The following is a 24,603-nucleotide window of genomic DNA, read 5'->3' on the forward strand; positions in this document are numbered from 1 at the left end:
AAGCGTGGTTGACGGGCGGTTGACGCGTGGGGGGGCGGCGGGATCGTGGCGCCGGTGGTTCCGCTGTGTTAATCATCGCCGATGACCGCGCCATCCCGTCTGATCGCTGACCCCCGCAGAGAAGGCCGGCCCGCGCTTGGCCTGCTCCAGCGCTTGCGGATTTCCGGCCCGTCGGCCACGCTCACTGGAATCGTCGCGGGCCTCGCCCTGTTCGCGGCGCTTCTGTTGGCCAACCGGCCGATCTTTGTCGGCGAGATTCTGCTGTTGGGCGACTACGCGTCCGACATTTTGCAAACCCAGCGCGCCGCGCATGGTTGGTTGCTGGTCGGTCATTACAACACCTATTGGTGCAATCACCCGGGGCCGTTCTTTTTGTACGTGCGCCTGTTGGGGCAGTGGCTGATTGGCGGCTGGGTCGATTCCGTGTTCGCCGCGCAGTTGATTGGCGTGATGGCGGGCAACGCGCTGTTTCTTGGCCTGTTTGCCGGGCTTGCGCATGATTTGGCCCGGCGGGTCGGGGCGGACAATTGGCGGGCGGCGGCGGCGGCGACGGTCAGTCTTTTGTTGATCCTCGCGCAATTCTCCATCAAGTCAGAGGGCAACGTGGGCGTCCTCGCCGTTTTTTGGATGCCCCATGTTTTGATTTCGCCATTCCTGACCTTTCTTTTGGCGGCGGCGATGACGCTGCTTGGCTCCGCCGCCGGTTTGATGGTGGCGAGCTTTTGTTTGGCGGCGTTGGTCCATGGCTACATTCCGATGCCGTTGATCGCCGGGCCAATCTGGCTTTTGGCGGCGCTGCTGGGCGCGTGGAACCGGCGTCGGCAGGGGTTGGGGGGCTTCTCCCGTCCGGTTTGGGGGGGAGTCGTCGTGATCGCGCTGCTCTTCGCGCTGCCGCCGCTCTTGGATCTTTGGCTTTATCCGCCAGGGAATCTGTTGCGGATTCTCGCCGCCGCCGCCAGAAGCCGCCAAGAGGCGCCGTTGTTGTCCGTGTTGGAGGTCGCCAGGCTGTTGAAGGCGCAATGGAGGCTGGTCGATCCTTGGCTGTGGTTGGCGCTGCTGGGCGGGGGGCTGGGTTGTCTGGCGACGGGGCGCGGTCGGCCGATCTGGGCGGCGGTTTTTTTGACCGTTCTGTTCGCCTGCGCCACGTCGGCGCTGACGTTTCTGGCGACGCCGGGGCCGCTGACCTATTACGCCGCGAATTACTTCATCGCGACGGCCCTCCTGCCGATCAGCGTTGGCGGGCTTTTGCTGGCCGTCGAGCTGGGGCGCCGCGTTCAGGGGTTGGATTGGCTCGCCGCTGGTCTGGCGCTGGTGGTCTTCGCCGGAACGGCCAGTCTGTACAACCCCAACGTCGAGCGTAAGGAACGCCAGACCATGCTGCGCTCCCTCACCCAGGCCATCGCCGCCGAGACTCCGCCGGGAACGCAGGTGCAACTGGACGCCGTGCCGCCAAACCCGACGCAATGGCGGGCCGGAAACGGGACCGGCCGGATTCCGGCCTTTCTCTCCGGCATTCTGCTGGACCTCGATCATTTTGGCCTTTCCAGTTGCTACCGCAATCCGGCGCTGGATTTCTTCGTCACCCCCGACCGCATTTGCTCGCCGTCGCCGTCGCCGTCGCCGTCGCCGTCTACGCCTATCAAGGCGTATCGCTTGGCGACGACGACGTCTTGCCCGGTGGAGTCGACCCCGGCCTTTGACCGGATCGGGGAGGGGATCGTCTTTCGGATGTCCGGTTGGACGCTGGGAAGCGGTTGTCTGGCGCTGGCGCCGATTCCGTAGGGGGAATTGGGTGGGCTGAGGCGGGTTGTGCGGCGCGTTCGTTGTTCTATGATCGGTGGGAGACAAGCGGCGCGGCTCAACCCCGCGCGTCATCCCCCAGCCGTTCGAGCGTTCCTATGGCCGATACCGCCAAGCCATCGCCGCCTGAGTTGAAGAACCTGAAACCGGCGCTGCCCGACGTGTGGGATCTGGCGAAGCTGGAGGCGTCGGTCAATTCCACCAGCCTGCGGGCGGTGACGCAGTGGTTGGCCTATCTGTCGCTGTGGGCCTATCTGTTCTTCACCACCCTGTCGATCACCGACCGCGCCCTGATCCTGCTGACCCCGGTCAAGCTGCCGTTGATCGGGGTGGAGTTGGGACTACAGGCGTTTTTCTGGTCCGCCCCGCCGCTGTTTTTGGTGTTTCACCTGTATCTGGTGCGCAAAATCACTGTGCTGGCGCGCGACGTGGGATTCTACCGCGCGGCGATTCAACGCTTTGTCCCCAGCGAGGAGGCGCGGGAACCGCTGTACCGCCGCCTGGACGCCTTTTTCCTGACCCGGCTGTTGGGGCATGCGGAGCAGGGCAATCTGCTGCGGCTGTTCGACGGCATGATCGCCTTGGCGACGGTGGCGGTGATGCCGCTGGCGCTGATGCTGGCCTTCCAGTTGCGCTTTCTGGCCTTTCACGATGAATACGTCACCATGTGGCACCGGGTCTGTCTGGTGGCGGATGTCGGCCTGTTGGTCCTGCTGGCCCGGTGGTTGAAAGCCGTGTTGGGGGATCGCGTGCGGCTGTTGCCGGAGGCGCGGGGGCGGTGGCTGCGCGGCGGCATGGAGATGGCCGGGCCGGTGATGGCGGCCTATGTGGCCTTCAGCCTGCTGGTCGCGACCTTTCCGGGAGAGATTCATGATGGGATCGTGACGTTTCCTCATCAGAGTCCCGATTTCTTGTGGCGGGTGCTTGCTCCCCGCGATGTTGATTTTGTGGATGATGAAAAGCTGGACAAGGTGCAGTGGACGATTGATTTGCGCGGGCGGAATTTGCGTGGAGCGCAGTTGAGGGGGGCGGATTTGCGTAAAGCGCGAATGACAGGAGTGGATTTGAGAGGCGCTAATGCGCGCTCTTCTCAATTTCAAGGTGCTGATGTGAGTTCTTCTCAATTTCAAGGCGCTAATATGATTTTTTCTCAATTTCAAGGCGCTAATGCGCGCTTTTCTCAATTTCAAGGCGTTAATATGATTTTTTCTCAATTTCAAGGTGCTGATGTGAGTTCTTCTCAATTTCAAGGTTCTAACGTGAGTTCTTCTCAATTTCAAGGCGCTGATATGATTTTTTCTCAATTTCAAGGCGCTAATGTAGGAGGCGCAAATTTGTGGGCAGCGATTATCAATTCGGAGACGTCCTTCCTCCATGCGGACCATCGTGAACAGATCCTTTACACCCGTAGCAAGGATGTGAACGACAGGTCCATTGATGCGTGGATTGCCGCCGTTCCAGTCGGCGGCGCGCGGGATCGCATGATCGTACGGATGGCGATACTGCGGACAGAACGCGAGCCGGACGAAGATGCCAAAAGCGAGCGGGCGTTGCGTGGTGCGCTTGGCGTGCCACCACCAACCTTGCGGGATGACTTGACTCGCTATCTGGATCGGCTGGTGTGCCAAGAGGTTGGCGAGGCTGTGCATGGCGTCACAGGGCGCATGTCAAAAATAAAATCTTCCTTTCGTAAGGCCGGATTTGACAATATGGCCTTCCTTCTTGAGATAATCTTTGACAAGACAGACCCCATTTTAGAGCCCAGCTTTGACCAAGTAGCCCTAGCCAAACGCCTCCTTGACCCCACCTGTCTGGGCGAAAAGCACTTAAAAGACTACGAACGCGCCACCCTCCGCAAAATCATCCGCGACAGCGAATCCATCCCCACCCCCCAACCCCTCACGCCCCCCGAATATCCGCAATAAACCGCGTCACGTCCTGCCGTAGCCCATCCGCGTGCTGCTTCAGCCCGTCGGCCATGGTCAGGACCTCGCGGGCCATGTCGCCGGTTTGGATGGCTTGGGCGCCGACGGCGGTGGAGCTGTGGGATACGGCGTCGGTGCCAAGGGCCGCCTGTTGGGCGTTGCGGCCGATTTCGGCGGTGGCGGCGTTTTGTTCCTCCACGGCGGCGGCGACGGCGGAGATGTTTTCCTCGATCCGGCCCACCACCTGGCCGATGTCGGTGATCGCCGCCACGGTGTCGTTGGTGGCGGTTTGGATTTCGGCGACCTTGCCGGTGATCTCCTCGGTCGCTTTGGCGGTCTGGTTGGCCAGCGCCTTGACCTCGCTCGCCACCACGGCAAATCCCTTGCCCGCCTCGCCCGCGCGGGCGGCTTCGATGGTGGCGTTCAGGGCCAGCAGATTGGTTTGCCCGGCGATGGATTGGATCAGGCCGACGATCTCGCCGACCTGACGGGCGGCGTCGTTCAGATGGGCGATGATGCCCGACGCCTTGCGCACGTCGGCCACCGCCTGTTCGGCCATGGCGGTCGATCCGGTCATCTGCCGCCCGATTTCGGAGATGGAGGCGGTCAACTCCTCCGACGCCGCCGCCACCGCCTGGACGTTGCTCGACGCGTGTTCCGACGCCTGGGCGACCGCCAGCACATGCTGTTCGGTGTCCTGGGCGATCCGGTTCATGCGGTCGGCGTTGCCGCGCATGCCGCCCGCCGCCGTCGCCAACTGGGCGGTGACGCCGTCGATGCGGCTGTCGAAATTGGCGACGAGGGCCTCGACCCGTTCGGCGTGGCGGAGCCGTTCGTCGTGGATTCGGGCCTGTTCGGCGGCCAGCCGGTCGCCTTCGGCCAGGCTGAGGCGGAAGGAATCCAGGCTGGCGGCCATGACTCCCAGCTCGTCGCGGCGCTGGGCGCCGTCGATGGCGAAGTCGCGTTCCCCGGCCTGCATCCGGGCCATGGCGCCGTTCAACCGGCGGATCGGCGCGGTGATGTTGCGGGCGACGAGCAGGGCGACCGTCAGCATGACGGCGATCAGCAGTGCCAGCCCGCCCCCGACGGCGGCGAGACGGCTGGCGGCGGCGTCGGCGTCCTGCCGGGCCAGACGCAGCAGATCCCCGGCCAGCCGGTTTTCCACCGTTTTCAACAGGTCGATGTTGACGGTGATGGTGTCGAACCAGACGCCAGCGTCCACGCCCTGGTTTCCGGCGCCATAGGCCGACGCGGTGCCGATCTTGCGCATCCGCTCCACCTCCTCCACCGCTTTGCCGGTCACGGTGTCGTCGAAGAAGCGGGCCTGTTCGGGGGTCAGCTTGGTTTTCAGGCCGCTGAGCAGCGCCCGGTATTCGCCGGTCAACTCGACGAAGCGTTCGTGCAGGTCGGTGGGGAAGCGGTCCTTGCGGAAGGCGCCGCCGCCCACGGCGCGCTGCTGGCCCAGCCGCTCCTTGGCTTCCGACACGGCGAACAGGGCGTTGGCGGTCAGGATTTGGTCGGGGTGGCTGGCGATGATCGGGGCGAGCGCGGCGGCGTCGAGCAGGGAGCGGATCAGGCCGGTGTAACCGCGCACCACCTCCAGCGAGGTCAGGGATTGGGCGTTGACCGCCGTCCGCAACGCGGTCAGGCGGGGCAGGGCGGCGTTGGCCCCATCCATCGCCGCGCGCAGGCGGGGGTTGCTGATCGAGATGTCGGCGAATTGCGGGCGCAAGACGTCGAGTTTGGCGTCCGACCCGGTGCGGATCTTGTCCATCCGGGCGCGGTCCTGATCGGTCTTCGCGCCGCCCAAGAAGATGGATGAGGAGCCGCGTTCCTTTTGCAACTCGTGCACAAGGTCGGTCATGGCGATGGAAAGGCGGGTCACGCTTTCCAGATTCTGGGCGTCGCGGCTGATCGTCCCCTGCTGCCAAATGGCGAAGGATGACAAAAGAATCACGCCGATCAACGGGATGGACAGGGCCAACGCCAACTTGCGGGTGACGCGGACGTCGCCAAGGCGACGCTCGATCCAGGCGGTCAACGCGGCCATAGTCTGTTTCTCCTTGCGCCGTCTTGGGCGATGACGGGGAGCGATTGGACCCTGGAAACCAGTCCTTTGGCAATAAGGATCATCCTCTATTTCAGCCTAAAGGGGCTTCCGGCTCATCCGAAGGTCTTTCCCCGTTTCGGGAGGCCAAATCCTGCGGCGCGAAATTTGCCTCGCATCCGCCGCGATGGGGCGGTAGAAGATGGGTCCCGGTCCGCAGGATTCATAGGGTTCGTGGCGTGACCGGCCTGGTCTTCCGGAGCGTCCCATGTCCAACACTGAATTCCATCGCATCAAGCGCCTGCCCCCTTACGTGTTCGCCGAAGTGAACGCTATGAAGGCCCGCGCCCGAGCTAATGGCGCCGACATCATCGACCTCGGCATGGGCAACCCCGACCAGGCGACCCCGCAGCACATCGTCGACAAGCTGATCGAGGCCGTGCGCGATCCCAAGACGCACCGCTATTCAAACTCGCGCGGCATCCCCGGTCTGCGCAAGGCGCACGCCGCCTATTACAAGCGCCGCTTCAACGTGGACATCGACCCCGAGACGGAGACCATCGTCACCATCGGGTCGAAAGAGGGTCTGGCCAATCTGGCGCAGGCGATCACCAGCCCGGGCGACATCATTCTGGTGCCGAACCCCAGCTACCCGATCCACCCCTTCGGCTTCATCCTGGCCGGCGCCTCGGTCTGCCATCTGCCGGTTGGGCAGAACGGCGCGCTGACCGACATCGACAGCTTCATGAACACGCTGGAGCGCGCGGTGCGCCACAGCGTGCCCAAGCCGCTGGCGCTGGTGCTGAACTACCCGTCGAACCCGACCGCCGAGGTCGTGGGGCTGGATTTCTACCGCCCGATCGTCGAGTTCTGCCGTAAGCACGGCATCTACATCCTGTCCGATCTGGCCTACGCCGAGATCTTCTTTGACGGCAACCCGCCGCCCTCCATCCTGGAAATCCCGGAGGCGCGGGAAATCGCGGTGGAGTTCACCTCGATGTCGAAGACCTATTCGATGGCGGGCTGGCGCATCGGTTTCGCCTCGGGCAACAAGAAGCTCATCACCGCGTTGGCCCGCATCAAGTCGTACCTGGATTACGGCGCCTTCACGCCGATTCAGGTGGCGGCGACCGCCGCGCTGAACGGGCCGCAGGATTGCGTGCAGCAGGTCCGCGAGATGTACAAGCAGCGCCGCGACGTGATGATCGAGGGGCTGGCCGCCGCCGGGTGGGAGGTGCCGGTTCCCGCCGCCTCAATGTTCGCCTGGGCGCCGATCCCGCCGCAATTCGCTCATCTCGGCTCGCTGGAATTCTCCAAGCTGCTGTTGCAGGAGGCGGAGGTCGCGGTCGCGCCCGGCATCGGCTTTGGCGAGTATGGCGACGGCCATGTCCGCTTGGCGATGGTTGAGAACGTCCACCGCATCCGGCAGGCCACCCGCAACATCAAGGAGTTTTTCCGCTCCAACGCGGGGGCCATCGCCGCCAGCAAAGACCCGGCGGCGCGCGCCGCCCTTCTGGAAGCCGAGAAAGCGAAAGTCTGATGTCCAAAGACCACAAAGCCGCCCCTCTGAACATCGCGGTCGCCGGTCTGGGAACGGTCGGCGCCGGGGTTCTGAAGCTGTTGGAAACGCAAGCCGATTTGATCGAGCAGCGCTGCGGTCGCCGGATCAAGGTGGTCGCGGTCAGCGCCCGCTCGAAGGGCAAGGATCGCGGCGTCGATCTGTCGGCGATGCGCTGGTACGACGACCCTGTGGCTCTGGCCGCCGATCCCGACGCCGATCTGGTGGTCGAGTTGATCGGCGGGTCGGAAGGCCCGGCGCGCGACACGGTCGCCACCGCGATTGAAACCGGCAAGCATGTCGTCACCGCCAACAAGGCGCTGTTGGCCGTTCACGGCACCGAGATCGCCCTGAAGGCCGAAGCCAAGGGCCTGACCGTGGCGTTCGAGGCGGCGGTGGCGGGCGGCATCCCGATCATCAAGGGGCTGCGCGAAGGGCTGGCGGGCAACCGCGTGTCGGAAATCCACGGCATCCTGAACGGCACCTGCAACTACATCCTGACCGAAATGCGGACGACGGGCCGCGATTTCGCCGATGTGCTGACCGACGCCCAGGCGTTGGGCTACGCCGAGGCGGACCCCAGCTTTGACGTGGACGGCATTGACGCGGCGCACAAGCTGGCGGTGCTGGCCTCCGTCGCTTTCGGCACGCCGGTCGATTTCGCCTCGGTCCACATCGAAGGCATCCGACAGGTGGGCGCGGTCGATTTCGACTACGCCGATCAGTTGGGCTTCCGCATCAAGCTGTTGGGCATCGCGCGCCGCACCGACGCGGGCGTCGAGCAGCGCGTCCATCCCTGCATGGTGCCGAACACGGCCCCCATCGCGGCGGTGGACGGGGTGTTCAACGCCGTGGTGGCGCAAGCCGATTTCGCCGATCGCGTGCTGTTCGTTGGGCGCGGCGCCGGTGGCGGGCCGACCGCCTCGGCGGTGGTGGCGGACTTGATCGACATCGCGCGTGGTCGCTCCACCCCGACCTTCGGCGTTCCCGCCGATCAATTGGGGGCTGCGACACCGTCGCCGATGGAATCGCGGCGTGGATCCTATTATGTCCGTCTGATGGTTCTGGATCGCCCCGGCGTGATCGCCGACATCGCCGCCGCGATGCGCGATCAAAACGTGTCGATGGAGCAGTTCCTTCAGCGGGGACGTTCGCCCGGCGAAGCCGTGCCGGTGGTGCTGACCACCCACGACACCGACGAAGCGTCCATGGGCAAGGCGTTGGCCACCATCGCCGCCCTGGACAGCGTGGTCGAACCGCCGCGCATGATCCGCATCGAGCAGTTCTGAACCATTTTTATGACCGCCTAATACGACCGCAGAGTCGGGGGGAGCACACCATGTCTACGCAAGTCGACCTGTCCAACATGGACCGGAACCTGGCGCTTGAGGCCGTCCGCGTCACCGAGGCGGCGGCGCTGTCCGCCTCTCTGCTGATGGGCCGTGGCGATGAGAAGCTCGCCGATCAGGCCGCCGTCGACGCGATGCGTCAGGCGCTGAACACGCTCTACATCGACGGCACCGTGGTGATCGGCGAGGGCGAGCGCGACGAAGCCCCGATGCTCTACATCGGTGAAAAGGTCGGCGCCGGCATCGGCCATGGCCCCAAGGTGGACATCGCGCTCGATCCGCTGGAAGGCACCACCATTTGCGCCACCGGCGGCCCGAACTCGCTGGCCGTCATCGCCATGGCCGAAGAGGGCGGCTTCCTGAACGCCCCCGACGTCTACATGGACAAGATCGCCGTCGGCGCCGGTCTGCCGGACAACATCGTCGATCTGGACGAGACGCCCGCCAACAACCTGAAGGCTCTGGCCAAGGCCAAGGGCGCCGAGGTTGAAGAGCTGCTGGTCTGCATCCTGAACCGTCCGCGCCACGCCGAGCTGATCGCCCGCGTGCGCGAGGCCGGCGCCCGCATCATGCTCATCAACGACGGCGACGTGTCGGGCGTCATCGCCACCAGCCAGGAACACACCGGCGTGGACATGTATGTCGGCTCCGGCGGCGCGCCGGAAGGCGTGCTGGCCGCCGCCGCCCTGCGTTGCATCGGCGGTCAGTTCCAGGGCCGTCTGTTGTTCCGCAACGACGATGAAAAGGCCCGCGCCGCCAAGTGGGGCGTCACCGACCTGAACAAGAAATACAGCCTGACCGAACTGGCGCGCGGCAACGTCATGTTCGCCGCCACCGGCGTGACCGACGGCGCCATGCTGAAGGGCGTCCGCCGCTTCCCCGGCGGGGCCTACACCCACTCCGTCATCATGCGCTCCAAGTCCGGCACCGTCCGCTACATTGAGGCGCACCACAATCTGCACCGCAAATCGACGGTGAAGTAAGCCGTTTTCCGGCTTTTCGCCGGGACGGAACGACAAGAGGCGCGCGGTTTCGACCGCGCGCCTTTTTTTGTGTCCAAAATTCGGGCGCGGGGATGTGGATTCGTTCGTTCACGATCCTTCCATCGAATCGGCGCAGGTCAGCCGCCGCAAGAGCGCATCGCCCGCGCCATTGATTTCGCATGTGCAGCATATAAAGTATTCGTCAGCAACAAGGCCAAGCCTTAGGAGATGACGATGAGCTATTCTTCCCTTCAGCCGACGTCCGGCGCATTGTTCGGCGCGGAAACAAACCGTAATTCGTTCTTTCAGCGGATCGTTGATTGGTTCAAGGAGCGTGCTGATCTTTATCGTGCGGAATACGAACTGAATCACATGTCGGATTCCGAGCTGGCCGACGTTGGCCTGTCGCGTGGCGAGATCCACAACGCCGTCCGTCATGGCCGCATTGTCTGATGCGGGGCTGTGACCGCGCCGTCATCCGGGTTGGGGCCGCCGCGCCCTGACCGGATGACGCCAGCGAAGCTCCTGTGCAGGATCGCCCACGTTTTCACGCGGGCACACGAAAGCCCCGGCGACGGATCGCCGGGGCTTTCGTGTGTTTGGTTTCGGTTTGGGGGCGGTTAGATGAGGGCGCCTTGGCGGGCGTCGTCCTCGACCTCGGCGTCGTCCGGCTCTGGCGTGGTCAGGGCGTCGCGCCCGGCGTCGGTCAGGCGGCAGACCAGCCAATCGGGCTTCAGCGGGTTGTTGAACCAGCGCTCCGCCCATCCAGCCTTCAGGCAAGCGTCCACGGTCGGCTTTTTTACGCGCTGGCCGCGCTCGTCAAACAGAGGCAGCTTGCCGCCCGCCTGATCCAAACCACGACGCAGCCACGCCGCCTGAACATCGCTGGGGGTGCGGCGGGAACCGGAGCGGCGCGATACGGCCATGATCGCCTCAAGCAGAAGGGGCAGGGAGGGGGCAGGATCGCGCCGCGCGGGTTTGCCGGTGGCGAAATCGGGGGCATCCTACGCGAAACAGGGTCCGCGCGCATCGAAAAGCAAAGGCGACGATCCAGGCGGTTTCTCCCGCATGTCGGCCATGTTCGCCGGGCATTGGACCGACCCTTCGACCCGTGCGAGCGTTTGGCGGAATTGCTGATGCCCGCAACACTTCCCAGGTCGGAGACGTTTGATGAGCACACCACCCAGCGCCGCGTCGGCGCGGCTGTCCATCGGCTTCGCCTGGGTCGGCCATTCGCTGATGCACATCACCGCCGCCCTGTACCTGACCGTCGTGCTGGCGTTGGAAGGGGAGTGGAAGCTCTCCTACGACGATCTGATCCGGCTGTGGACCTTCGGGGCGCTGCTGATCGGCTTGGGCGCGCCGCTGGCCGGGTGGCTGGGCGACCGCTGGAGTTCGGCGGGGATGATGGCGGTCTTCTTCCTGATGACCGGCGGCGGCGCGGTGGCCTGCGGCCTGTCGGACGGGCCGACGTCGTTGATGTGGTCGCTGGCGGTGTTGGGGCTGGGGGCGTCGATCTATCACCCGGTCAGCATGGCCTGGGTGATGGCCAACGCGGCCAATCGCGGCAAATCCATGGGCTATCTCGGCCTGTTCGGCACCTTCGGCGTCGCCACCGCCGCCGTGGTGGCGGGCAGCCTGACGCAATGGTTCGGCTGGCGTTCCGCCTTTCTGGTTCCGGGAACGATCTGCGTGGTTCTGGGCGTCGCGCTGGCGGTTCTGCTGGCCCTTGGCGTGGTCGAGGACCGCCACGCCGACGTGAAGCCGCAGCCCAAGCCGACGCGCGGCGACGTGGTGCGCGCCTTTTTCGTGCTGTCGCTGACCATGGTGTGCGCCGGGTTGATCTTCAACGCCATGCAGGTGGTGCTGCCCAAACTGTTCGAGGCCCGGCTGAACCATCTGCTGGGCGACGGCACGCTGGGGGTCGGCGGTCTGGTGACGCTGGTCTATCTGGTGGCGGCCCTGCCGCAGATGATCGGCGGGGCGCTGGCCGACCGTCATTCGCTCAAGCGCGTCTACATCCTGTGCCAACTGATCCAGGTGCCGATGATGGCGGCGGTCGCGGCGTTGAGCGGCCTGCCGCTGGTGGCCGCCGCCGCCTTGACGGTCATCGCCTCGCAAACCCAGATTCCGGCGGAAAACATGCTGTTGGCCCAATACACCCCGGACAAGCATCGCGGGTTGGCCTTCGGCGCGAAATACATCCTGTCCTTCGGCGCCGGGCCGCTGGCGGTGCAGTTGGTCGCCCTCGTCTATGAGCGGACCGGGGACTTCACCGATTTGTATCTGATGCTGTCAGCGCTGGCCGCCGTGGCTTTCGGCGCCGGGCTGCTGCTGCCCGACGACCGCAAGAGCCGCCCGCTGGCCGCCGCGCCGGTTCCGGCGGCGGAGTGAGAAGACGGGGAGGGGTTTACACCTCCCACAAACGCGGCAGGCGGGTCGGCAGCCCCGCCGCTTCGGCGCGCAGGCCCGACCACAGGGCGGCGTAGGCGCGGCGCACGGCGCGGGCGTCGCCGCCCAGAATGCGGATGACCAGCAAACCGTCGAAGGCGGTGGCCCCGACGCGGGCCTGTTGATCCTGGCTGTCCGCCAGCGCGCGGACGGCGTCCAGCCGGGCGGCGGCGTCGGGGGCGGCGTGCAGCAGGGTGGCGCAGGCGCCCGCCCCGGCGAAACCGGCGGGGTGGTTCAGCGCCTCGCCGACATCCTCATCCAGATGCAGGGCGTCGGCCCAGAGCAGCCGTCCGTCGCGCGTGACCTCCCAAGCGTCGCGGATCAGGCCGCGCGTGACGGTTTCGCCAAAGGCGGCGCGCCCGAACACCAGCATTTCCCCGGCGATCAGGCGGGCGTCGCCGGACAATTCCAGCCGGGTCAGGCGGCGCAGGCGAGAGCCTTCAAAGACGATGGCCTCTTGCGGCAACCATTCCAGCCAGCCGCCCGGCTCGACGCTGACCCGCGTGTCGATCCGGCAATCCGCCCCGGTGGAGCGGTAAACCTTCTCCGCCGCCTGCGTCGTCACCAAGGCCCGCGCGTCCGGCCCAACCGACAGGTCAATGTCCATGCGGTCGCCGCCGACCATGCCGCCGGAGGTCGTCGCCAGAACGGCGATGGGCAGATCGTCGCGGCGCGGCGTCGGCAGCAGCACCCGCAACGGGTCGTGGTGGTACAGGGTGGCCAGCCGGGTTTCGCCGTGGCGACGCTCAAAGCGGACGGTCGCGGCGCCATGCACCGCGACCTTTTTCTCCTCAACGCCGCGTTCGGCCTTTTGCCGCTCAGCCACCGTCAGGTCCAGCACCACGCCCCCCGTTTGCGTTCCGTCACCAAACCACTGTGCCGGAAGGAGAGGGCGCGGCGCAACGCGGGAGACTTTACCCGAGGGCAATCGGGTGAAGGCTTCCACATCCATGAAAGCCCTTCTCCCCTTGCGGGAGAAGGGTTGGGATGAGGGGTGCGGACGGCTGAAAGCCGTTGGAAATCTGAGATTTCACCCCCTCACCCCAACCCCTCTCCCGCGAGGGGCTACGGCATTCACACATCTTCGGTTTGGGCAACTCATTGGAAGAAAAAGAACTTTTCTCCGTCATTCCCGCGAAGGCGGGAATCCAGACTTACCTATAGGGTTCGTCTGGCAAACTCTGGATCCCCGCCTGCGCGGGGATGACGGAAAATCCGTTCCATTTCAATTGGTTGCAGCAAGAAAAAGATGTGTGAATGCCGTAGCCCGCGAGGGGAGAGGGGCTTCATCAGCACTCAATGGTTCAAGCGATGGCCCTGGACTTTACCCGAGGATCTCCGCGATGGCCTCGCGCTCGTCCACCTCTTCCTCGAAGCGGGCGAGTTCGACGCCCAGCGCGTCGCGGATCGACACCATGCCGACGGCCTTGCCGCCGTCGGCCACCGGCAGGTGGCGGAAGCCGCCCTCATGCATCAGGTGCAGGGCGTGGACCATCGGGCGGTCGGGCGCGATGGTGGTGGGGTCGGCGGTCATGACCTCGCCAACCGTCGTGCGGTCGGGGTCGAGGTTGCCCGCGAGAACCCGGAACAGCGCGTCGCGTTCGGTGAAGATGCCGATCAGCCGGTCGTCCTCCACCACCATCAGGGCGCCGATCCGGTATTCCTTCATCATGTGGGCGGCGGTGCGCACGGTGGCGCTGGTGGGAACGCTGTAGATTTGTTGATTGCGCACGACGGCGCGGATGGGCCGGTTGGGCATGGACGTCGCTCTCTCTTGGGTTTGCGCGTTGGCAAGGATCGCACCGCCGACGGCTCTTGACCGTCGAGCCTTGGCGATGGGCGGTTTCGTCCGGCGATTGGCGACCGGGCGGTTTGCTTGTTGCTGCAAACTCCGCCATTTCTTGCAAAAGTTACGCTATAGACCCTGGGCGCGCAACATCAGGGTTGGCCGCAATCCGTCGCGGCCAACATTTCAAAGAGCTTCACACGTCCAACGGATGGCTGGGCCGGTTGCCGGTTGGCCAGGGTTCGCCCAAATCCTCCACCAACACGCGCCAGGAGGCCGACTCCAGGCGCAGGCGGCCTCCCCCGGCGAAGGTCAACAGCAGGCCGTCCGTTCCGTCGGGCGCGATGGCCAGCAACTCCAGGATTTGCGCGCGGTTTTTGACGTCGAAGCCGCGCCGTTTGACGCCGGTGACGCCCTCCACCCGCAACCCGCACTGGACCCGCTCGTAAGGGGCGAGGTGATCGTCGTCCGCCGCCGGGCCGGGGCGGGAGCGGTCCGCCGCCTCCCAGCGGAAGCGGCTGACCACCATGACGAAACGCCGCTCATCCGGCAGGAAATCCATGTCGCCGATCGGCAGAATGGCGTCCTGAAGGCAGGCCGAAACGATCTTCAGATCCTCGGCGTCTTCCGCGCGCAGGCGAATCGGGGTCACAGTCATGGCGCCTCTCGTTGGGGGCGGGAGGCTGGGATCAGTCCTCGCCGCCGTGAATGCGTTCGATGTCGGCCCCGCAAGCGGCCAGCTTCTCTTCCACCCGCTCATAACCACGGTCGAGGTGGTAGACGCGGTTGACCATCGTCTCCCCCTCCGCCGCCAACCCGGCGAGGACCAGCGACACCGACGCGCGCAAATCCGTCGCCATGACCGGCGCGCCGGTCAACCGACCGACCCCGCGCACCAGCGCCGAAGAGCCGTGCACGGTGATCCGCGCGCCCATCCGGGTCAGTTCCGGCGCGTGCATGAAGCGGTTTTCAAAAATGGTTTCCGTAATCATCGCCGCGCCCGACGCCGTGCACATCAGGGCCATCATCTGGGCCTGAAGGTCGGTGGGAAAACCGGGATACGGCTCGGTCATCACATCGACGCCGTGCAGTTCGCCGTTGGCGCGCGACACGCGGATTCCGTTCTCGATCTCCTCAAAAGCGACGCCGGCGGGGGCCAGGGCCTTGACCGCCGCCTTTATCAGATCGAGACGGGTGTTCAGGATGTCAAGACGGCCGCCGGTCATCGCCGCCGCCATGGCGTAGGTGCCGGTTTCGATGCGGTCGGCCACCACCATGTGGCGGGCGCCGTGCAGCCGGTCCACCCCTTCGATCACCAGGCGGTCGCTGCCGATGCCGGTGATCTTCGCGCCCATCTTCACCAGGCATTCGGCCAGATCGCTGACCTCCGGCTCGCGCGCGGCGTTGACCAGGATCGTCGTTCCTTTGGCCAGCGTCGCCGCCATCAGCAGATTCTCGGTGGCCCCGACCGACACCTTGGGGAAGACATACTCCGCCCCGCGCAGGCCGCCCTTGGGGGCCTTGGCGACGATGTAGCCGCCTTCGATGCGGATGTCGGCGCCCATCGCCTCCAGACCCTTGATGTGCAGGTCCACGGGCCGCGCGCCGATGGCGCAGCCGCCGGGCAGCGACACCTTGGCCTCGCCGCAGCGGGCGAGCAGCGGACCCAGAACCAGCACGCTGGCGCGCATCTTGCGGACCAGATCATAGGGGGCGGTGGTGTTGGTGATGTCGCGCGCGGTGAAGGACACCGCCCGCCCGGCGCAATCGCCGCCCGCCCCTTCCATGTGGATCGCCACGCCATGTTGCAGCAGCAGATTGCACAGGGTGTTGATGTCCGCCAGGATCGGCAGGTTGGTCAACGTCAGCGTTTCGTCGCAGAGCAGCGCCGCCGTCATCAGCGGCAGCGCGGCGTTTTTGGCGCCGCCAACGGTGATGGCGCCGTTCAGCGGGCGACCGCCGCGAATGCGGATTTTGTCCATGGGGTCTCTCGCTTCTCTGCGATCAGGTTTGAATGCGCAACAACGTCAGAGGCGGGGCAGGGTGACGCCCTTTTGCCCCATATATTTGCCCGCCTTGTCGGCGTAGGACACTTCACAGATGCTGTCGCCCTTCAAGAACAGGAACTGGCAGAGTCCTTCGTTGGCGTAGACCTTGGCGGGCAGCGGCGTGGTGTTGGAGATCTCCAACGTCACATGGCCTTCCCATTCGGGTTCCAGCGGCGTCACGTTGACGATCAGGCCGCAGCGCGCGTAGGTGCTTTTGCCCAGGCAGATCACCAGCACGTCGCGCGGGATGCGGAAATACTCCACCGTGCGGGCCAGCGCGAAGCTGTTGGGCGGGATGATGCAGACGTCGGTCTTGCGGTCGACGAAGCTGCTGCCGTCGAATTGTTTGGGATCGACGATGGCGTTGTCGACGTTGGTGAAGATCTTGAACTCGTCGGCCACCCGCGCGTCATAGCCATAGGACGACACGCCGTAGGAGATCACCCCCTCGCGCTTTTGGGTCTCGACGAACGGCTCGATCATGCCCTTGGTCTCGGCCATCTCGCGGATCCATGTGTCCGGCATGATGCCCATCGGCGGGGTACTCCTTGGCGTGACGATCTGGGGGATTGCGTGTGCGTTCGGTTTGTAGCGGACCCGGCCCGCAGGCTCAAGGACGGCAAACGTGCCATGCCCTGGCGGAAGGGCGTTTCTTGCGGTCATTCCCCCGCCGCTTTGGCATGATCGTGGGCATGACTGACGATTCCCTGATCCTGTCCGTTGCGGACGCCGCCGATCTGCCCGACGCCGACCGCGTGTTCGCCGGGCTGAAGGCCTACAACGAAGCGGCCTCCGGTCGCGCTTATGACCGCCGCGACCTTGTGGTGGTCGCCCGCGACGCCGCCGGAGAATTGCGCGGCGGGCTGGTCGGCTACACCAATTGGGATTGGCTGTATGTCGATCTGCTGTGGGTGGCCGACGGCGGGCGCGGCGGCGGTTTGGGGGCGCGCTTGCTCGACGCGGCGGAGGGTGAGGCGCGGGCGCGCGGCTGCCGCTGGTCGCGGCTCTACACCTATGACTTCCAGGCGCCGGGCTTCTACCCGAAATGCGGCTATGAGGAATGGAGCCGGATGGAGGGCTACCCCGAGGGCCACACGCAAATCTGGTTCCGCAAGACGCTGGCCTGAGTCGAAACGGTCGTCTCAGCGGTCAATCAACAACAACAGCCCGTGGCTGCCGGGCAAAACGCGGTGCGGAACCCCGGCGGGCACGACATAAAGGTCGCCGGGGCCGCAGACGATCCGCTCGCCCGGAATTTCCAGCTCCATCCGCCCGTCGAGGACGTAGAGAGCCTCCTCGTAATCCGGGTGGTCTTCCCAATCGATCCCGGCCTCGTCCATGCGGATGATCTTGATGGCGCAGGGACCGACCCGGCCAACGACGCGGGAGCGCCACGCTTCGGGCAAAGCGGCGGCGTCGATGGGCAGGTTGATGGCGCGGTTGGTCACGGGGGGCGTCCTTACAGGGAAGCGAAGGGGCGGGCGGTCAGGCCTTGCCCGTCCCGTCCGCCGGATCATTTTGCTCGCGCTGGCGGGCCTGATCCTTGCGCTTGCGCAGATTTTCACGCAAGCGGGCGGCCAGACGGTCGTCGCGGCTGACGCCCGCTTTGGGTTTCGCCGCTGGCGTCGTCGCGGGCTTTGGGATGTCCGTCATCGGATCGGTCGTCGCAAAGGGGCAGACTTGCGCGGGTCAATGATCGGAATGATGGAGGATTTCGTCGCGCAGACCCGTGTCATAGCCCATGCCCAGCGCGGTGACGGTGGCCTGATCGGATTCCTGCTTCAACAGGCCCTTGCGCTCCAGAATGGTCCAGACGGCCGGGTTGCGCAGGCCGGTGGCGTCCTTGGACGCGACGACGGCGTGGCCGAGGTGGAAATGGTTGCCGTGCGCGCTGGGCAGGCCCGTGACCAGGAAGGCGCCGGGTTCTTCGGCCGGCTTGTTCTCCAACCGCGCCACCTCCTGCAACAGGGTCAGGGTGCGGAGTTGCAGCGGGTTCAGGTTCAACGGGTTCTTCTTGGGGGGCATCGTGCTGACCATCATTTTGGTAAAACATCGCGGGTCGGCGCAGTAGACCGGCAGGACGGCGCGCCTGTCAAGCCGCGCAAACCCGCTTTGAACGCTGGCGCGGCGCCGACCGCTCGGGCATAAGACGAGCGCCGGATCACGCGCCCGGTCGTTTCGCATTGAGGGCCACCGACCATGACTGTTCTCGTCACCGGCGTCGCCGGTTTCATCGGTTCGCACGTCGCCGACGCCTTGCTGAATCGTGGGCAGGAGGTTCTCGGCCTCGACACTCTCAACGATTATTACTCGGTCGCCTTGAAAGAGGCGCGCTTGGCCCGGCTGCTGGGGCGGCCCGGCTTCCGCTTCGTCAAGGCCGACATCGCCGACCGGGCGACGGTGGAAGGCCTGTGGCCGGAGTTCCAGGACGTCGCCGGGGTGGTTCATCTGGCCGCGCAGCCGGGGGTGCGCTATTCGCTGGAAAACCCCTACGCCTATGTGGACGCCAACGTGACGGGCCAAGTGGCGATGCTGGAGGCGGCGCGGCGGATGCCGAAGCTGGCGCATTTCGTCTACGCCTCCTCCTCCTCCGTCTATGGCGGCAACCGGAAGACGCCCTTTTCGGTCGAGGACCGGGTGGACAGCCCGGTGTCGATCTACGCCGCGACCAAGAAGGCGGCGGAGATGATGACCTTTTCCTACAGCCACCTTTACAAGATTCCGGCCACGGGTTTGCGCTTCTTCACCGTTTACGGCCCCTGGTGCCGCCCGGACATGGCGACCTACCAGTTCACCGACGCGATCATGGCGGGGCGGCCGATCCGGGTGTTCAACGGTGGCAAGATGAAGCGCGACTTCACCTACATCGACGACATCACCGCTGGCGTGCTGGCGAGCCTGGATCGCCCGGCGCCGCCGGATGACGAGACCGGCGCGCCGCATCGGGTCTACAATCTGGGCAACAACCGTTCCGAAGAGCTGATGCGCTTCATCGCGGTGCTGGAAGAGGCGTTGGGCCGCAAAGCGGTCATGCGGATGGAGCCGCTCCAGGCCGGGGACATCCCGGAAACCGCCGCCGACATCGAGATCAGCCGCCGCGATTTGGGGTTCGAGCCGACCACGCCCATCGAGATCGGCTTGCCCCGCTTCGCCGCGTGGTACCGGGATTATCACAAGATTGCCTGACGCGACCGCCATGCCCCTGTCTGAAACGCCCATCGCCGCGTCCCGCCGCCGCATCCTGTTCCTCGTCACCGAGGACTGGTTTTTCTGGGCGCACCGTTTGCCGATGGCGCGGGCCGCGCGCGACGCCGGGTTTGAGGTCGGCGTCGCCACCCGCGTCGATCAGCATGGCGCGCGCATCCAGGCCGAAGGTTTCACCCTGCTGCCGCTCGACTGGGACCGGCGCAGCACCAACCCCATCGCCGCCATCGCCGCCATCGCCGCGCTGGTCCGGCTGTACCGGCGCGAAAAACCCGATCTGGTTCATCACGTCGCCTTGAAGCCGGTGGTCTTCGGCGGTCTGGCGGCGCGGATCGCCGGGGTTCCTTGCGTCTTGAACACGCTGACCGGGCTGGGCGACCTGTTCATCGACGGCGACCGCAAGCTGTTGCGGGCGGTGGTCGGCCTCGCGTTGCGGCTCGTCACCCGCCGGGCCAACTCTCTGCTGACGGTGGAGAATGGCGATGATCGCCGCTTCCTGACCGACGGCGGCCTCGCCCCACGCGACGGGGTGGTGGTGGTGCGCGGGTCGGGGGTGGACGTCGATCATTACGCGCCGCTGCCCGAACCCGCCGACGGCCCGGTGACGGTGGCCTTCGCCGGACGCATGACCGCCAACAAGGGGGTGGCCACGCTGGTCGAGGCGCACCAGCGGGTGGTCGCGCGCGGGGTTTCGCTGCGGCTGTTGCTGGCGGGCGCGCCCGATCCGGGCAACCAGACCAGCCTGTCGGTGGAGCAGCTTGAACGCTGGGCGGCCCTGCCGATGGTCGAATGGCTGGGCAAGGTCGCGGACGTGCGCACGGTCTGGGCGCGCTGCCACGTCGCGGCGTTGGCCTCCCGCCGCGAAGGTTTGCCGGTCAGCCTGATGGAGGCGGCGGCCTGCGGACGCCCCTTGATCGCCGCCGACGTGCCGGGTTGCCGGGAGATCGTCGTCGATGGCGACAACGGCCTGCTCGTGCCGCCCGACGATCCGGCGGCGCTGGCCGACGCGCTGGAGCGCATGGCGACCGACGCCGATTTCCGCCATCGCTGCGGCGCGCGCAGCCGCGCCATGGTGCTGTCCGATCTGGCGTCTGACCGGGTCGGCGCCATCATGGTGGAGCATTACCGCGCGTTGATCGCCCGATCCGTCTCTTCCCGTTCCGCTCCTCCCGCTCCGCAAGTCCGGTGACGTCATGACGGCGACGCTTCTTCTTTCTTTGGCGACGCTCGTGGTCGCCATGGCGATGGCCGCCGGGCTGACCGGCTGGGTCGGCGCGTGGCTGCGGCGCAAGGCCATCCTCGATCACCCGAACGAGCGGTCGAGCCATTCGGCCCCGACCCCGCGCGGCGGCGGCTGGGGGATCCTGCTGACCCTGCTGCCGGGCTGGGCCGCCATCGCCCTGTTGGTCAAGGCCGACGTCGGCGTGTGGATGATTTTGGGCGGGGCGGCGGCCTTGATGGCGGTGTCCTGGATCGACGACCGTCGGACCTTGCCCCCGGCCCCCCGCTTCCTGTCGCAAATCGCCGTGGTCGCCCTTGGCCTCGGCGCCTTGCCCGCCGACGGGCTGGTGTTCCAAGGGGTGCTGCCCTTCTGGGCGGATCGGCTGGTCGCGGCGGTCGGCTGGCTGTGGTTCGTCAACCTCTTCAACTTCATGGACGGCATCGACGGTCTGGCCGGGTCGGAGGCCGCGACCATCGGCGGCGGCGTCGCCCTGGTCGGCGCGCTGGCCGGGCTGGATCCGGCGCTGGGCCTGTATGGGCTGGCGGCGGCGGGGGCGGCGCTGGGTTTTCTGGTCTGGAACTGGCATCCGGCCAAGCTGTTCATGGGCGACGTCGGCAGCGTGCCGTTGGGCTTTGCCCTGGGTTGGCTGCTGCTGAGTCTGGCGGCGTTGGGTCATTGGCCCGCCGCGCTGCTGATTCCCGCTTATTTCCTGACCGACGCGACCGTCACGCTGTTGCGCCGGTTGATTGAGGGCAAGAAGGTCTGGCAGGCCCACCGCGAGCATTTCTATCAAAAAGCCACGCAGCGCGGGCGCAACCACGCGCAGGTCGTCCGGCTGGTTCTGGGCTTGAACGCCGTTCTCGTGGCTCTGGCCGCGCTGTCGCCGACGATGGGCTGGCCGGTGTTGGCGCCGGGCGCGGCGGCGGTGGCTTTGTTGCTGGCCGCTCTGGCCCGTCCGGCGCGGGTGGCGGTCTGATGCGGGTTCTGGTCACAGGGGCCAACGGCTTCGTTGGTCGCGCGCTGGTTCCGTTGTTGGCCGCGCGCGGCCATTGGGTGCGCGCCGCCGTCCGCAAACCCGGAACCAGCGCGCCGGGCGCCGCCGAGACGGTCGCCGTCGGCGAGATCGGGCCGGACACCGATTGGAGCCACGCGCTCGACGGTATCGACGCGGTGGCCCATCTGGCCGCCCGCGTCCATGTGATGAAGGACACGGCGTCCGACCCGCTCGCCGCCTTCCGGCAGGTCAACAGCGCCGGAACCCGGCGCTTGGGCGAAGAGGCGGCGCGGCTGGGCGTCAAACGTCTGCTGTTTCTCAGCAGCGTCAAGGCGCTGGTCGATGAAAGCCAGCCGGAGCCGCTCAGCGCCGCCACCACGCCCAACCCGCATTCGCCCTATGGGGTGTCGAAGCTGGAGGCCGAACGCGCCTTGACCGACGTCGCCGCCCGTACCGGGTTGGAGGTGGTGATCATCCGCCCGCCGCTGGTCTATGGCCCCGGCGTCGCCGGGAATTTCCGCAGCCTGCTGAAACTGGCGGCGACGGGGCTGCCCTTGCCGCTGGGCGGGCTGGAGAACCGGCGCAGCTTGATCTTCGTCGGCAATCTGGCCGACGCCATTGTCACGGGATTGACCCACGCCAACGCGCCCGGCGGGTGTTTTCTGGTGCAGGACGGCGCGCCGGTGTCCACCAGCGCGTTGATCCGGGCCATCGGCGCGGCGCTGGGCAAACCGGCGCGGCTGATTCCGCTGCCGCTCGGGCTGCTGGCTTTGGGCGCGCGGTTGACGGGCAAACAGGCGGTGTTCGACCGGATCGCCGGGTCGTTGACGGTGGACGACCAAGCGATCCGCCATGCGCTGGACTGGCGCCCGCCGCACGATTTTGCGTCCGGGTTGCGCGTCACGGCGGAATGGTTCAAAGCTTCACGCGGCTGATTCCGAGGCGACCGACCTCCGGCGGCGGAACGACAACAGGGCAAGCGGCATGCGAATCCCGTCTCCACGGGCGTTTCTCGTCTATCTCCACGATCTGACCATGACCGGCGTGGCCGTCGCGGCGGCGCTGTATCTTCGGGTCGGGGCCACGGCCTTTGGTTTTTACGCCGACGCGCTGACCACGGCGCTGCCGATGATGGTCGGGATTTCCGCCGTCGTCTTCGTGCTGTTCGGCCTGTATCGCGGAATCTGGCGCTACGCCTCCGTTCCCGATCTGGTCCAGTTGATCCGCGCCGTCACCGTGGCGGTTTTGTGTTTCGTCTTGGCGATGTTCCTGCTGAATAGGCTGGAATCGCTGCCGCGCTCGCTGCCGCTGATATTGTGGCTGGTGCAGATCGTCCTGCTGGGCGGGCCGCGCTTCGCCTACCGGCTGTTCAAGGACCGCCGCCTCAATCTGCGCGAGGAGGGCGGCGCGGCGCCGCGCATTCCGGTGCTGCTGTTGGGCGTCGGCGATGCGGCGGAGCTGTTCATCCGCTCGCTCGACCAGTCGGGGCAGGCGGTTTACCGGGTGGTCGGCATCCTGGACGACAAGGGCCGCCGCGTCGGCCACGCCGTGCGCGGCGTGGCGGTGCTGGGCGGTCCCGACGATCTGGAGACGGTGGTCGCCGCGCTGGAGCGCAAGGGCGACCGTCCGCAACGGTTGATCGTCGCCAAGGGGTCGAACGAGATCGACGGCGCGACCCTGCGCGCTCTGCTCGATCAAGCCGAAGCGTTGGGGCTGATCCTGTCGCGTCTGCCCAGCCTGACCGAGTTCAAATCGGCGCTGGGCGAGGGCAAGGGCATCGAGGTGCGCCCCATCGCGCTGGAGGATCTGCTGGGCCGTCCGCAGGCCGTGCTGGACGGCGCCGCCGTCGCCGGGTTGATCGCCGGGCGGCGCGTCGTGGTGACGGGGGCGGGCGGCACCATCGGCAGCGAACTGGTCCGCCAGATCGCCGCGCTGACCCCGGAAAGCCTGACCCTGGTCGATTTCGGGGAGTTCAACCTCTACAGCATCGAGATGGAGGTGCGGGAGCGTTTCCCCGCCCTCGACACCCGCGCCGTCATCGCCGACGTGCGCGACCGTGACCGGGTGTTCCGCTTTTTCCACGAGGTCAAACCGGCCCTGGTCTTCCACGCCGCCGCCCTGAAGCATGTGCCGCTGGTCGAGGCCAACCCGTGCGAGGGGGCGTTGACCAACGTCATCGGCACCCGCAACGTCGCCGACGCGGCGCGGACGGCGGGCTGTCTGGCGATGGTGCTGATTTCCACCGACAAGGCGATCCGCCCGACCAGCATCATGGGCGCGGCCAAACGCTTCGCCGAAACCTATTGCCAGGCGCTGGACGTGCTGCCGCCGCGCGACGGGGCGGCGACGGCGACCCGTTACATGACCGTGCGCTTCGGCAATGTGCTGGGGTCGTCGGGGTCGGTGGTGCCGCTGTTCACCCGCCAACTGGCCAAGGGCGGGCCGCTGACCGTCACCCACCCCGACATGCGCCGCTATTTCATGACGGTGCGCGAGGCGGTGGAGCTGGTGCTCCAGGCCTCGGCCCACGGGGTGACGCGGGGCGAGGATCGCGGCAAGGTGCTGGTGCTGGACATGGGCGAGCCGGTGAAGATCGCCGATCTGGCCCGCCAGATGATCCGGCTGGCGGGCTATCGGCCCGGCGTGGACATCCAGATCGCCTTCACCGGCCTGCGGCCCGGCGAAAAGCTGTTCGAGGAAATCCTGACCGCCACCGAGGCGCCGACCCACACGGCGGCGGACGGCGTGTTCCTCGCCTCGCCCCGCCTGATTGATTACGCGCTGGTCAATCGCGCGCTGGGCGAGTTGGAAACGGCGGCGCGGGCGGGGGATGACGAGCGGGTTTTGACCATTCTGGCCAACATCGTGCCCGATTTCCGCGCCGAAGCGGTGCTGCCGCCCGCCGACGCCATGGCCGCCCCGTTGAACGGATCGCGGGAGGGCTGAGAAAAGATCGGAGGATGCGTTTTCCCGGCTTGCATCCCCGAAAAGCCTGTGGCATAACCCGCGCCACTTCAGGGGGCGGCCAGCCTGGACGCCCCTCGCGAGTGTGTCGGTTCAGTTTTCTTCGGTTTCCGGCGCTGCCGTAGCTCAGTGGTAGAGCACTCCCTTGGTAAGGGAGAGGTCGAGAGTTCAATCCTCTCTGGCAGCACCATCCTCCGATCCGAACCGCGCATGTCGCCCGGCGCTGCCGTAGCTCAGTGGTAGAGCACTCCCTTGGTAAGGGAGAGGTCGAG

At 66.4% G+C, this 24,603-nt stretch carries 23 protein-coding genes and 1 tRNA gene; 14 read left to right on the plus strand and 10 right to left on the minus strand.

From position 1 onward, the window contains the following. Positions 1 to 81: 81 nt before the first annotated feature. A complete protein-coding gene (locus tag ACODS4_RS25320) occupies positions 82 to 1,782 on the plus strand; it encodes a hypothetical protein (RefSeq protein WP_488868443.1) in 1,701 nt (566 codons plus the stop codon). Between the two features lie 116 nt (positions 1,783 to 1,898). After that, on the plus strand, positions 1,899 to 3,725 hold the full coding sequence (locus ACODS4_RS25325; RefSeq protein ID WP_488868444.1) for a pentapeptide repeat-containing protein: 1,827 nt from the start codon (positions 1,899 to 1,901) through the stop codon (positions 3,723 to 3,725). Here ACODS4_RS25325 and ACODS4_RS25330 read toward each other — a convergent pair. Beyond that, a complete protein-coding gene (locus ACODS4_RS25330; protein ID WP_488868445.1) occupies positions 3,700 to 5,775 on the minus strand; it encodes a methyl-accepting chemotaxis protein in 2,076 nt (691 codons plus the stop codon). The genes ACODS4_RS25325 and ACODS4_RS25330 overlap by 26 nt on opposite strands. 265 nt (positions 5,776 to 6,040) lie before the next feature. Here ACODS4_RS25330 and ACODS4_RS25335 point away from each other — a divergent pair, with 265 nt between their 5' ends. From ACODS4_RS25335 to ACODS4_RS25350, 4 genes are all read left to right on the plus strand, one after another. After that, positions 6,041 to 7,312 (plus strand): LL-diaminopimelate aminotransferase, encoded by a 1,272-nt coding sequence (locus ACODS4_RS25335; RefSeq protein WP_119829857.1) that lies wholly within the window; start codon positions 6,041 to 6,043, stop codon positions 7,310 to 7,312. Continuing rightward, positions 7,312 to 8,619 (plus strand): homoserine dehydrogenase, encoded by a 1,308-nt coding sequence (locus ACODS4_RS25340; protein WP_488868446.1) that lies wholly within the window; start codon positions 7,312 to 7,314, stop codon positions 8,617 to 8,619. Before ACODS4_RS25335 ends, ACODS4_RS25340 begins: the two co-directional genes overlap by 1 nt. Positions 8,620 to 8,696: 77 nt before the next feature. Then, entirely contained in the window at positions 8,697 to 9,662 is a 966-nt protein-coding gene (glpX, locus tag ACODS4_RS25345; protein ID WP_488868466.1) for a class II fructose-bisphosphatase, read from the plus strand. 234 nt (positions 9,663 to 9,896) lie between these two features. Further along, positions 9,897 to 10,115, plus strand: a complete 219-nt coding sequence (locus ACODS4_RS25350) for a DUF1127 domain-containing protein (RefSeq protein WP_488868447.1) — start codon at positions 9,897 to 9,899, stop codon at positions 10,113 to 10,115. Positions 10,116 to 10,282: 167 nt separating this feature from the next. Here the strand turns inward: ACODS4_RS25350 and ACODS4_RS25355 are convergent, their stop codons facing one another. Then, on the minus strand, positions 10,283 to 10,588 hold the full coding sequence (locus ACODS4_RS25355) for a hypothetical protein (RefSeq protein ID WP_488868448.1): 306 nt from the start codon (positions 10,586 to 10,588) through the stop codon (positions 10,283 to 10,285). 244 nt (positions 10,589 to 10,832) lie between these two features. Between ACODS4_RS25355 and ACODS4_RS25360 the strand changes: the two genes are divergently transcribed. Continuing rightward, positions 10,833 to 12,056 (plus strand): MFS transporter, encoded by a 1,224-nt coding sequence (locus ACODS4_RS25360; protein WP_488868449.1) that lies wholly within the window; start codon positions 10,833 to 10,835, stop codon positions 12,054 to 12,056. Positions 12,057 to 12,072: 16 nt separating this feature from the next. On the opposite strand, the gene ACODS4_RS25365 is transcribed toward ACODS4_RS25360, so the two are convergent. The 5 genes from ACODS4_RS25365 to dcd form a co-directional block, all read right to left on the minus strand. Further along, positions 12,073 to 12,954 (minus strand): urease accessory protein UreD, encoded by an 882-nt coding sequence (locus tag ACODS4_RS25365; RefSeq protein WP_488868450.1) that lies wholly within the window; start codon positions 12,952 to 12,954, stop codon positions 12,073 to 12,075. A 483-nt stretch (positions 12,955 to 13,437) separates the two neighbouring features. Next, the gene (locus ACODS4_RS25370; RefSeq protein WP_488868451.1) at positions 13,438 to 13,872 is read right to left on the minus strand and encodes a CBS domain-containing protein; all 435 of its coding nucleotides are present in this window, start codon (positions 13,870 to 13,872) and stop codon (positions 13,438 to 13,440) included. Positions 13,873 to 14,095: 223 nt separating this feature from the next. Then, positions 14,096 to 14,557 (minus strand): DUF2948 family protein, encoded by a 462-nt coding sequence (locus ACODS4_RS25375; protein ID WP_488868452.1) that lies wholly within the window; start codon positions 14,555 to 14,557, stop codon positions 14,096 to 14,098. Between the two features lie 31 nt (positions 14,558 to 14,588). Then, on the minus strand, positions 14,589 to 15,881 hold the full coding sequence (gene murA, locus ACODS4_RS25380) for a UDP-N-acetylglucosamine 1-carboxyvinyltransferase (RefSeq protein ID WP_488868453.1): 1,293 nt from the start codon (positions 15,879 to 15,881) through the stop codon (positions 14,589 to 14,591). Positions 15,882 to 15,926: 45 nt separating this feature from the next. Beyond that, positions 15,927 to 16,481 (minus strand): dCTP deaminase, encoded by a 555-nt coding sequence (dcd, locus tag ACODS4_RS25385; RefSeq protein WP_488868454.1) that lies wholly within the window; start codon positions 16,479 to 16,481, stop codon positions 15,927 to 15,929. A 158-nt stretch (positions 16,482 to 16,639) separates the two neighbouring features. Here dcd and ACODS4_RS25390 point away from each other — a divergent pair, with 158 nt between their 5' ends. Next, complete coding sequence (locus tag ACODS4_RS25390) at positions 16,640 to 17,074, plus strand: GNAT family N-acetyltransferase (RefSeq protein WP_488868455.1); 435 nt, start codon at positions 16,640 to 16,642, stop codon at positions 17,072 to 17,074. Between the two features lie 15 nt (positions 17,075 to 17,089). On the opposite strand, the gene ACODS4_RS25395 is transcribed toward ACODS4_RS25390, so the two are convergent. Genes ACODS4_RS25395 through ACODS4_RS25405 form a run of 3 tightly spaced genes read right to left on the minus strand, consistent with a single transcriptional unit; the run spans position 17,090 to position 17,972 of the window. Then, a complete protein-coding gene (locus ACODS4_RS25395; RefSeq protein ID WP_488868456.1) occupies positions 17,090 to 17,395 on the minus strand; it encodes a cupin domain-containing protein in 306 nt (101 codons plus the stop codon). 37 nt (positions 17,396 to 17,432) lie between these two features. Further along, positions 17,433 to 17,600, minus strand: a complete 168-nt coding sequence (locus ACODS4_RS25400; protein ID WP_488868457.1) for a hypothetical protein — start codon at positions 17,598 to 17,600, stop codon at positions 17,433 to 17,435. 36 nt (positions 17,601 to 17,636) lie between these two features. Further along, positions 17,637 to 17,972 carry a hypothetical protein gene (locus ACODS4_RS25405; RefSeq protein ID WP_488868458.1) on the minus strand — a complete coding sequence of 112 codons (336 nt, stop codon included), beginning with the start codon at positions 17,970 to 17,972 and terminating at the stop codon, positions 17,637 to 17,639. 174 nt (positions 17,973 to 18,146) lie between these two features. Between ACODS4_RS25405 and ACODS4_RS25410 the strand changes: the two genes are divergently transcribed. The 6 genes from ACODS4_RS25410 (at position 18,147) to ACODS4_RS25435 (ending at position 24,521) form a co-directional block, all read left to right on the plus strand. Next, complete coding sequence (locus ACODS4_RS25410) at positions 18,147 to 19,133, plus strand: NAD-dependent epimerase/dehydratase family protein (RefSeq protein WP_488868459.1); 987 nt, start codon at positions 18,147 to 18,149, stop codon at positions 19,131 to 19,133. Continuing rightward, positions 19,126 to 20,340 carry a glycosyltransferase family 4 protein gene (locus ACODS4_RS25415; protein WP_488868460.1) on the plus strand — a complete coding sequence of 405 codons (1,215 nt, stop codon included), beginning with the start codon at positions 19,126 to 19,128 and terminating at the stop codon, positions 20,338 to 20,340. The genes ACODS4_RS25410 and ACODS4_RS25415 overlap by 8 nt, the downstream gene beginning before the upstream one ends. Positions 20,341 to 20,344: 4 nt before the next feature. Next, positions 20,345 to 21,349 (plus strand): MraY family glycosyltransferase, encoded by a 1,005-nt coding sequence (locus tag ACODS4_RS25420; RefSeq protein ID WP_488868461.1) that lies wholly within the window; start codon positions 20,345 to 20,347, stop codon positions 21,347 to 21,349. Beyond that, on the plus strand, positions 21,349 to 22,302 hold the full coding sequence (locus ACODS4_RS25425) for a UDP-glucose 4-epimerase family protein (protein ID WP_488868462.1): 954 nt from the start codon (positions 21,349 to 21,351) through the stop codon (positions 22,300 to 22,302). Before ACODS4_RS25420 ends, ACODS4_RS25425 begins: the two co-directional genes overlap by 1 nt. Before the next feature lie 49 nt (positions 22,303 to 22,351). Then, on the plus strand, positions 22,352 to 24,313 hold the full coding sequence (locus ACODS4_RS25430; RefSeq protein ID WP_488868463.1) for a polysaccharide biosynthesis protein: 1,962 nt from the start codon (positions 22,352 to 22,354) through the stop codon (positions 24,311 to 24,313). Between the two features lie 133 nt (positions 24,314 to 24,446). Continuing rightward, positions 24,447 to 24,521: transfer RNA gene (locus ACODS4_RS25435), tRNA-Thr, on the plus strand. The last annotated feature ends 82 nt before the right edge of the window (positions 24,522 to 24,603 follow it).

It is taken from the genome of Azospirillum sp. FG154, from assembly GCF_057809575.1.

What these genes read in the sequence shown, in the direction of transcription:
- ACODS4_RS25320 (WP_488868443.1), top strand. Translation starts at nt 82, where the DNA reads ATGACCGCGCCATCCCGTCTGATCGCTGACCCCCGCAGAGAAGGCCGG.
- ACODS4_RS25325 (WP_488868444.1), top strand. Translation starts at nt 1,899, where the DNA reads ATGGCCGATACCGCCAAGCCATCGCCGCCTGAGTTGAAGAACCTGAAA.
- ACODS4_RS25330 (WP_488868445.1), bottom strand. Translation starts at nt 5,775, where the DNA reads ATGGCCGCGTTGACCGCCTGGATCGAGCGTCGCCTTGGCGACGTCCGC.
- ACODS4_RS25335 (WP_119829857.1), top strand. Translation starts at nt 6,041, where the DNA reads ATGTCCAACACTGAATTCCATCGCATCAAGCGCCTGCCCCCTTACGTG.
- ACODS4_RS25340 (WP_488868446.1), top strand. Translation starts at nt 7,312, where the DNA reads ATGTCCAAAGACCACAAAGCCGCCCCTCTGAACATCGCGGTCGCCGGT.
- glpX (WP_488868466.1), top strand. Translation starts at nt 8,697, where the DNA reads ATGGACCGGAACCTGGCGCTTGAGGCCGTCCGCGTCACCGAGGCGGCG.
- ACODS4_RS25350 (WP_488868447.1), top strand. Translation starts at nt 9,897, where the DNA reads ATGAGCTATTCTTCCCTTCAGCCGACGTCCGGCGCATTGTTCGGCGCG.
- ACODS4_RS25355 (WP_488868448.1), bottom strand. Translation starts at nt 10,588, where the DNA reads ATGGCCGTATCGCGCCGCTCCGGTTCCCGCCGCACCCCCAGCGATGTT.
- ACODS4_RS25360 (WP_488868449.1), top strand. Translation starts at nt 10,833, where the DNA reads ATGAGCACACCACCCAGCGCCGCGTCGGCGCGGCTGTCCATCGGCTTC.
- ACODS4_RS25370 (WP_488868451.1), bottom strand. Translation starts at nt 13,872, where the DNA reads ATGCCCAACCGGCCCATCCGCGCCGTCGTGCGCAATCAACAAATCTAC.
- ACODS4_RS25375 (WP_488868452.1), bottom strand. Translation starts at nt 14,557, where the DNA reads ATGACTGTGACCCCGATTCGCCTGCGCGCGGAAGACGCCGAGGATCTG.
- murA (WP_488868453.1), bottom strand. Translation starts at nt 15,881, where the DNA reads ATGGACAAAATCCGCATTCGCGGCGGTCGCCCGCTGAACGGCGCCATC.
- dcd (WP_488868454.1), bottom strand. Translation starts at nt 16,481, where the DNA reads ATGGGCATCATGCCGGACACATGGATCCGCGAGATGGCCGAGACCAAG.
- ACODS4_RS25390 (WP_488868455.1), top strand. Translation starts at nt 16,640, where the DNA reads ATGACTGACGATTCCCTGATCCTGTCCGTTGCGGACGCCGCCGATCTG.
- ACODS4_RS25400 (WP_488868457.1), bottom strand. Translation starts at nt 17,600, where the DNA reads ATGACGGACATCCCAAAGCCCGCGACGACGCCAGCGGCGAAACCCAAA.
- ACODS4_RS25405 (WP_488868458.1), bottom strand. Translation starts at nt 17,972, where the DNA reads ATGCCCCCCAAGAAGAACCCGTTGAACCTGAACCCGCTGCAACTCCGC.
- ACODS4_RS25410 (WP_488868459.1), top strand. Translation starts at nt 18,147, where the DNA reads ATGACTGTTCTCGTCACCGGCGTCGCCGGTTTCATCGGTTCGCACGTC.
- ACODS4_RS25420 (WP_488868461.1), top strand. Translation starts at nt 20,345, where the DNA reads ATGACGGCGACGCTTCTTCTTTCTTTGGCGACGCTCGTGGTCGCCATG.
- ACODS4_RS25425 (WP_488868462.1), top strand. Translation starts at nt 21,349, where the DNA reads ATGCGGGTTCTGGTCACAGGGGCCAACGGCTTCGTTGGTCGCGCGCTG.
- ACODS4_RS25430 (WP_488868463.1), top strand. Translation starts at nt 22,352, where the DNA reads ATGCGAATCCCGTCTCCACGGGCGTTTCTCGTCTATCTCCACGATCTG.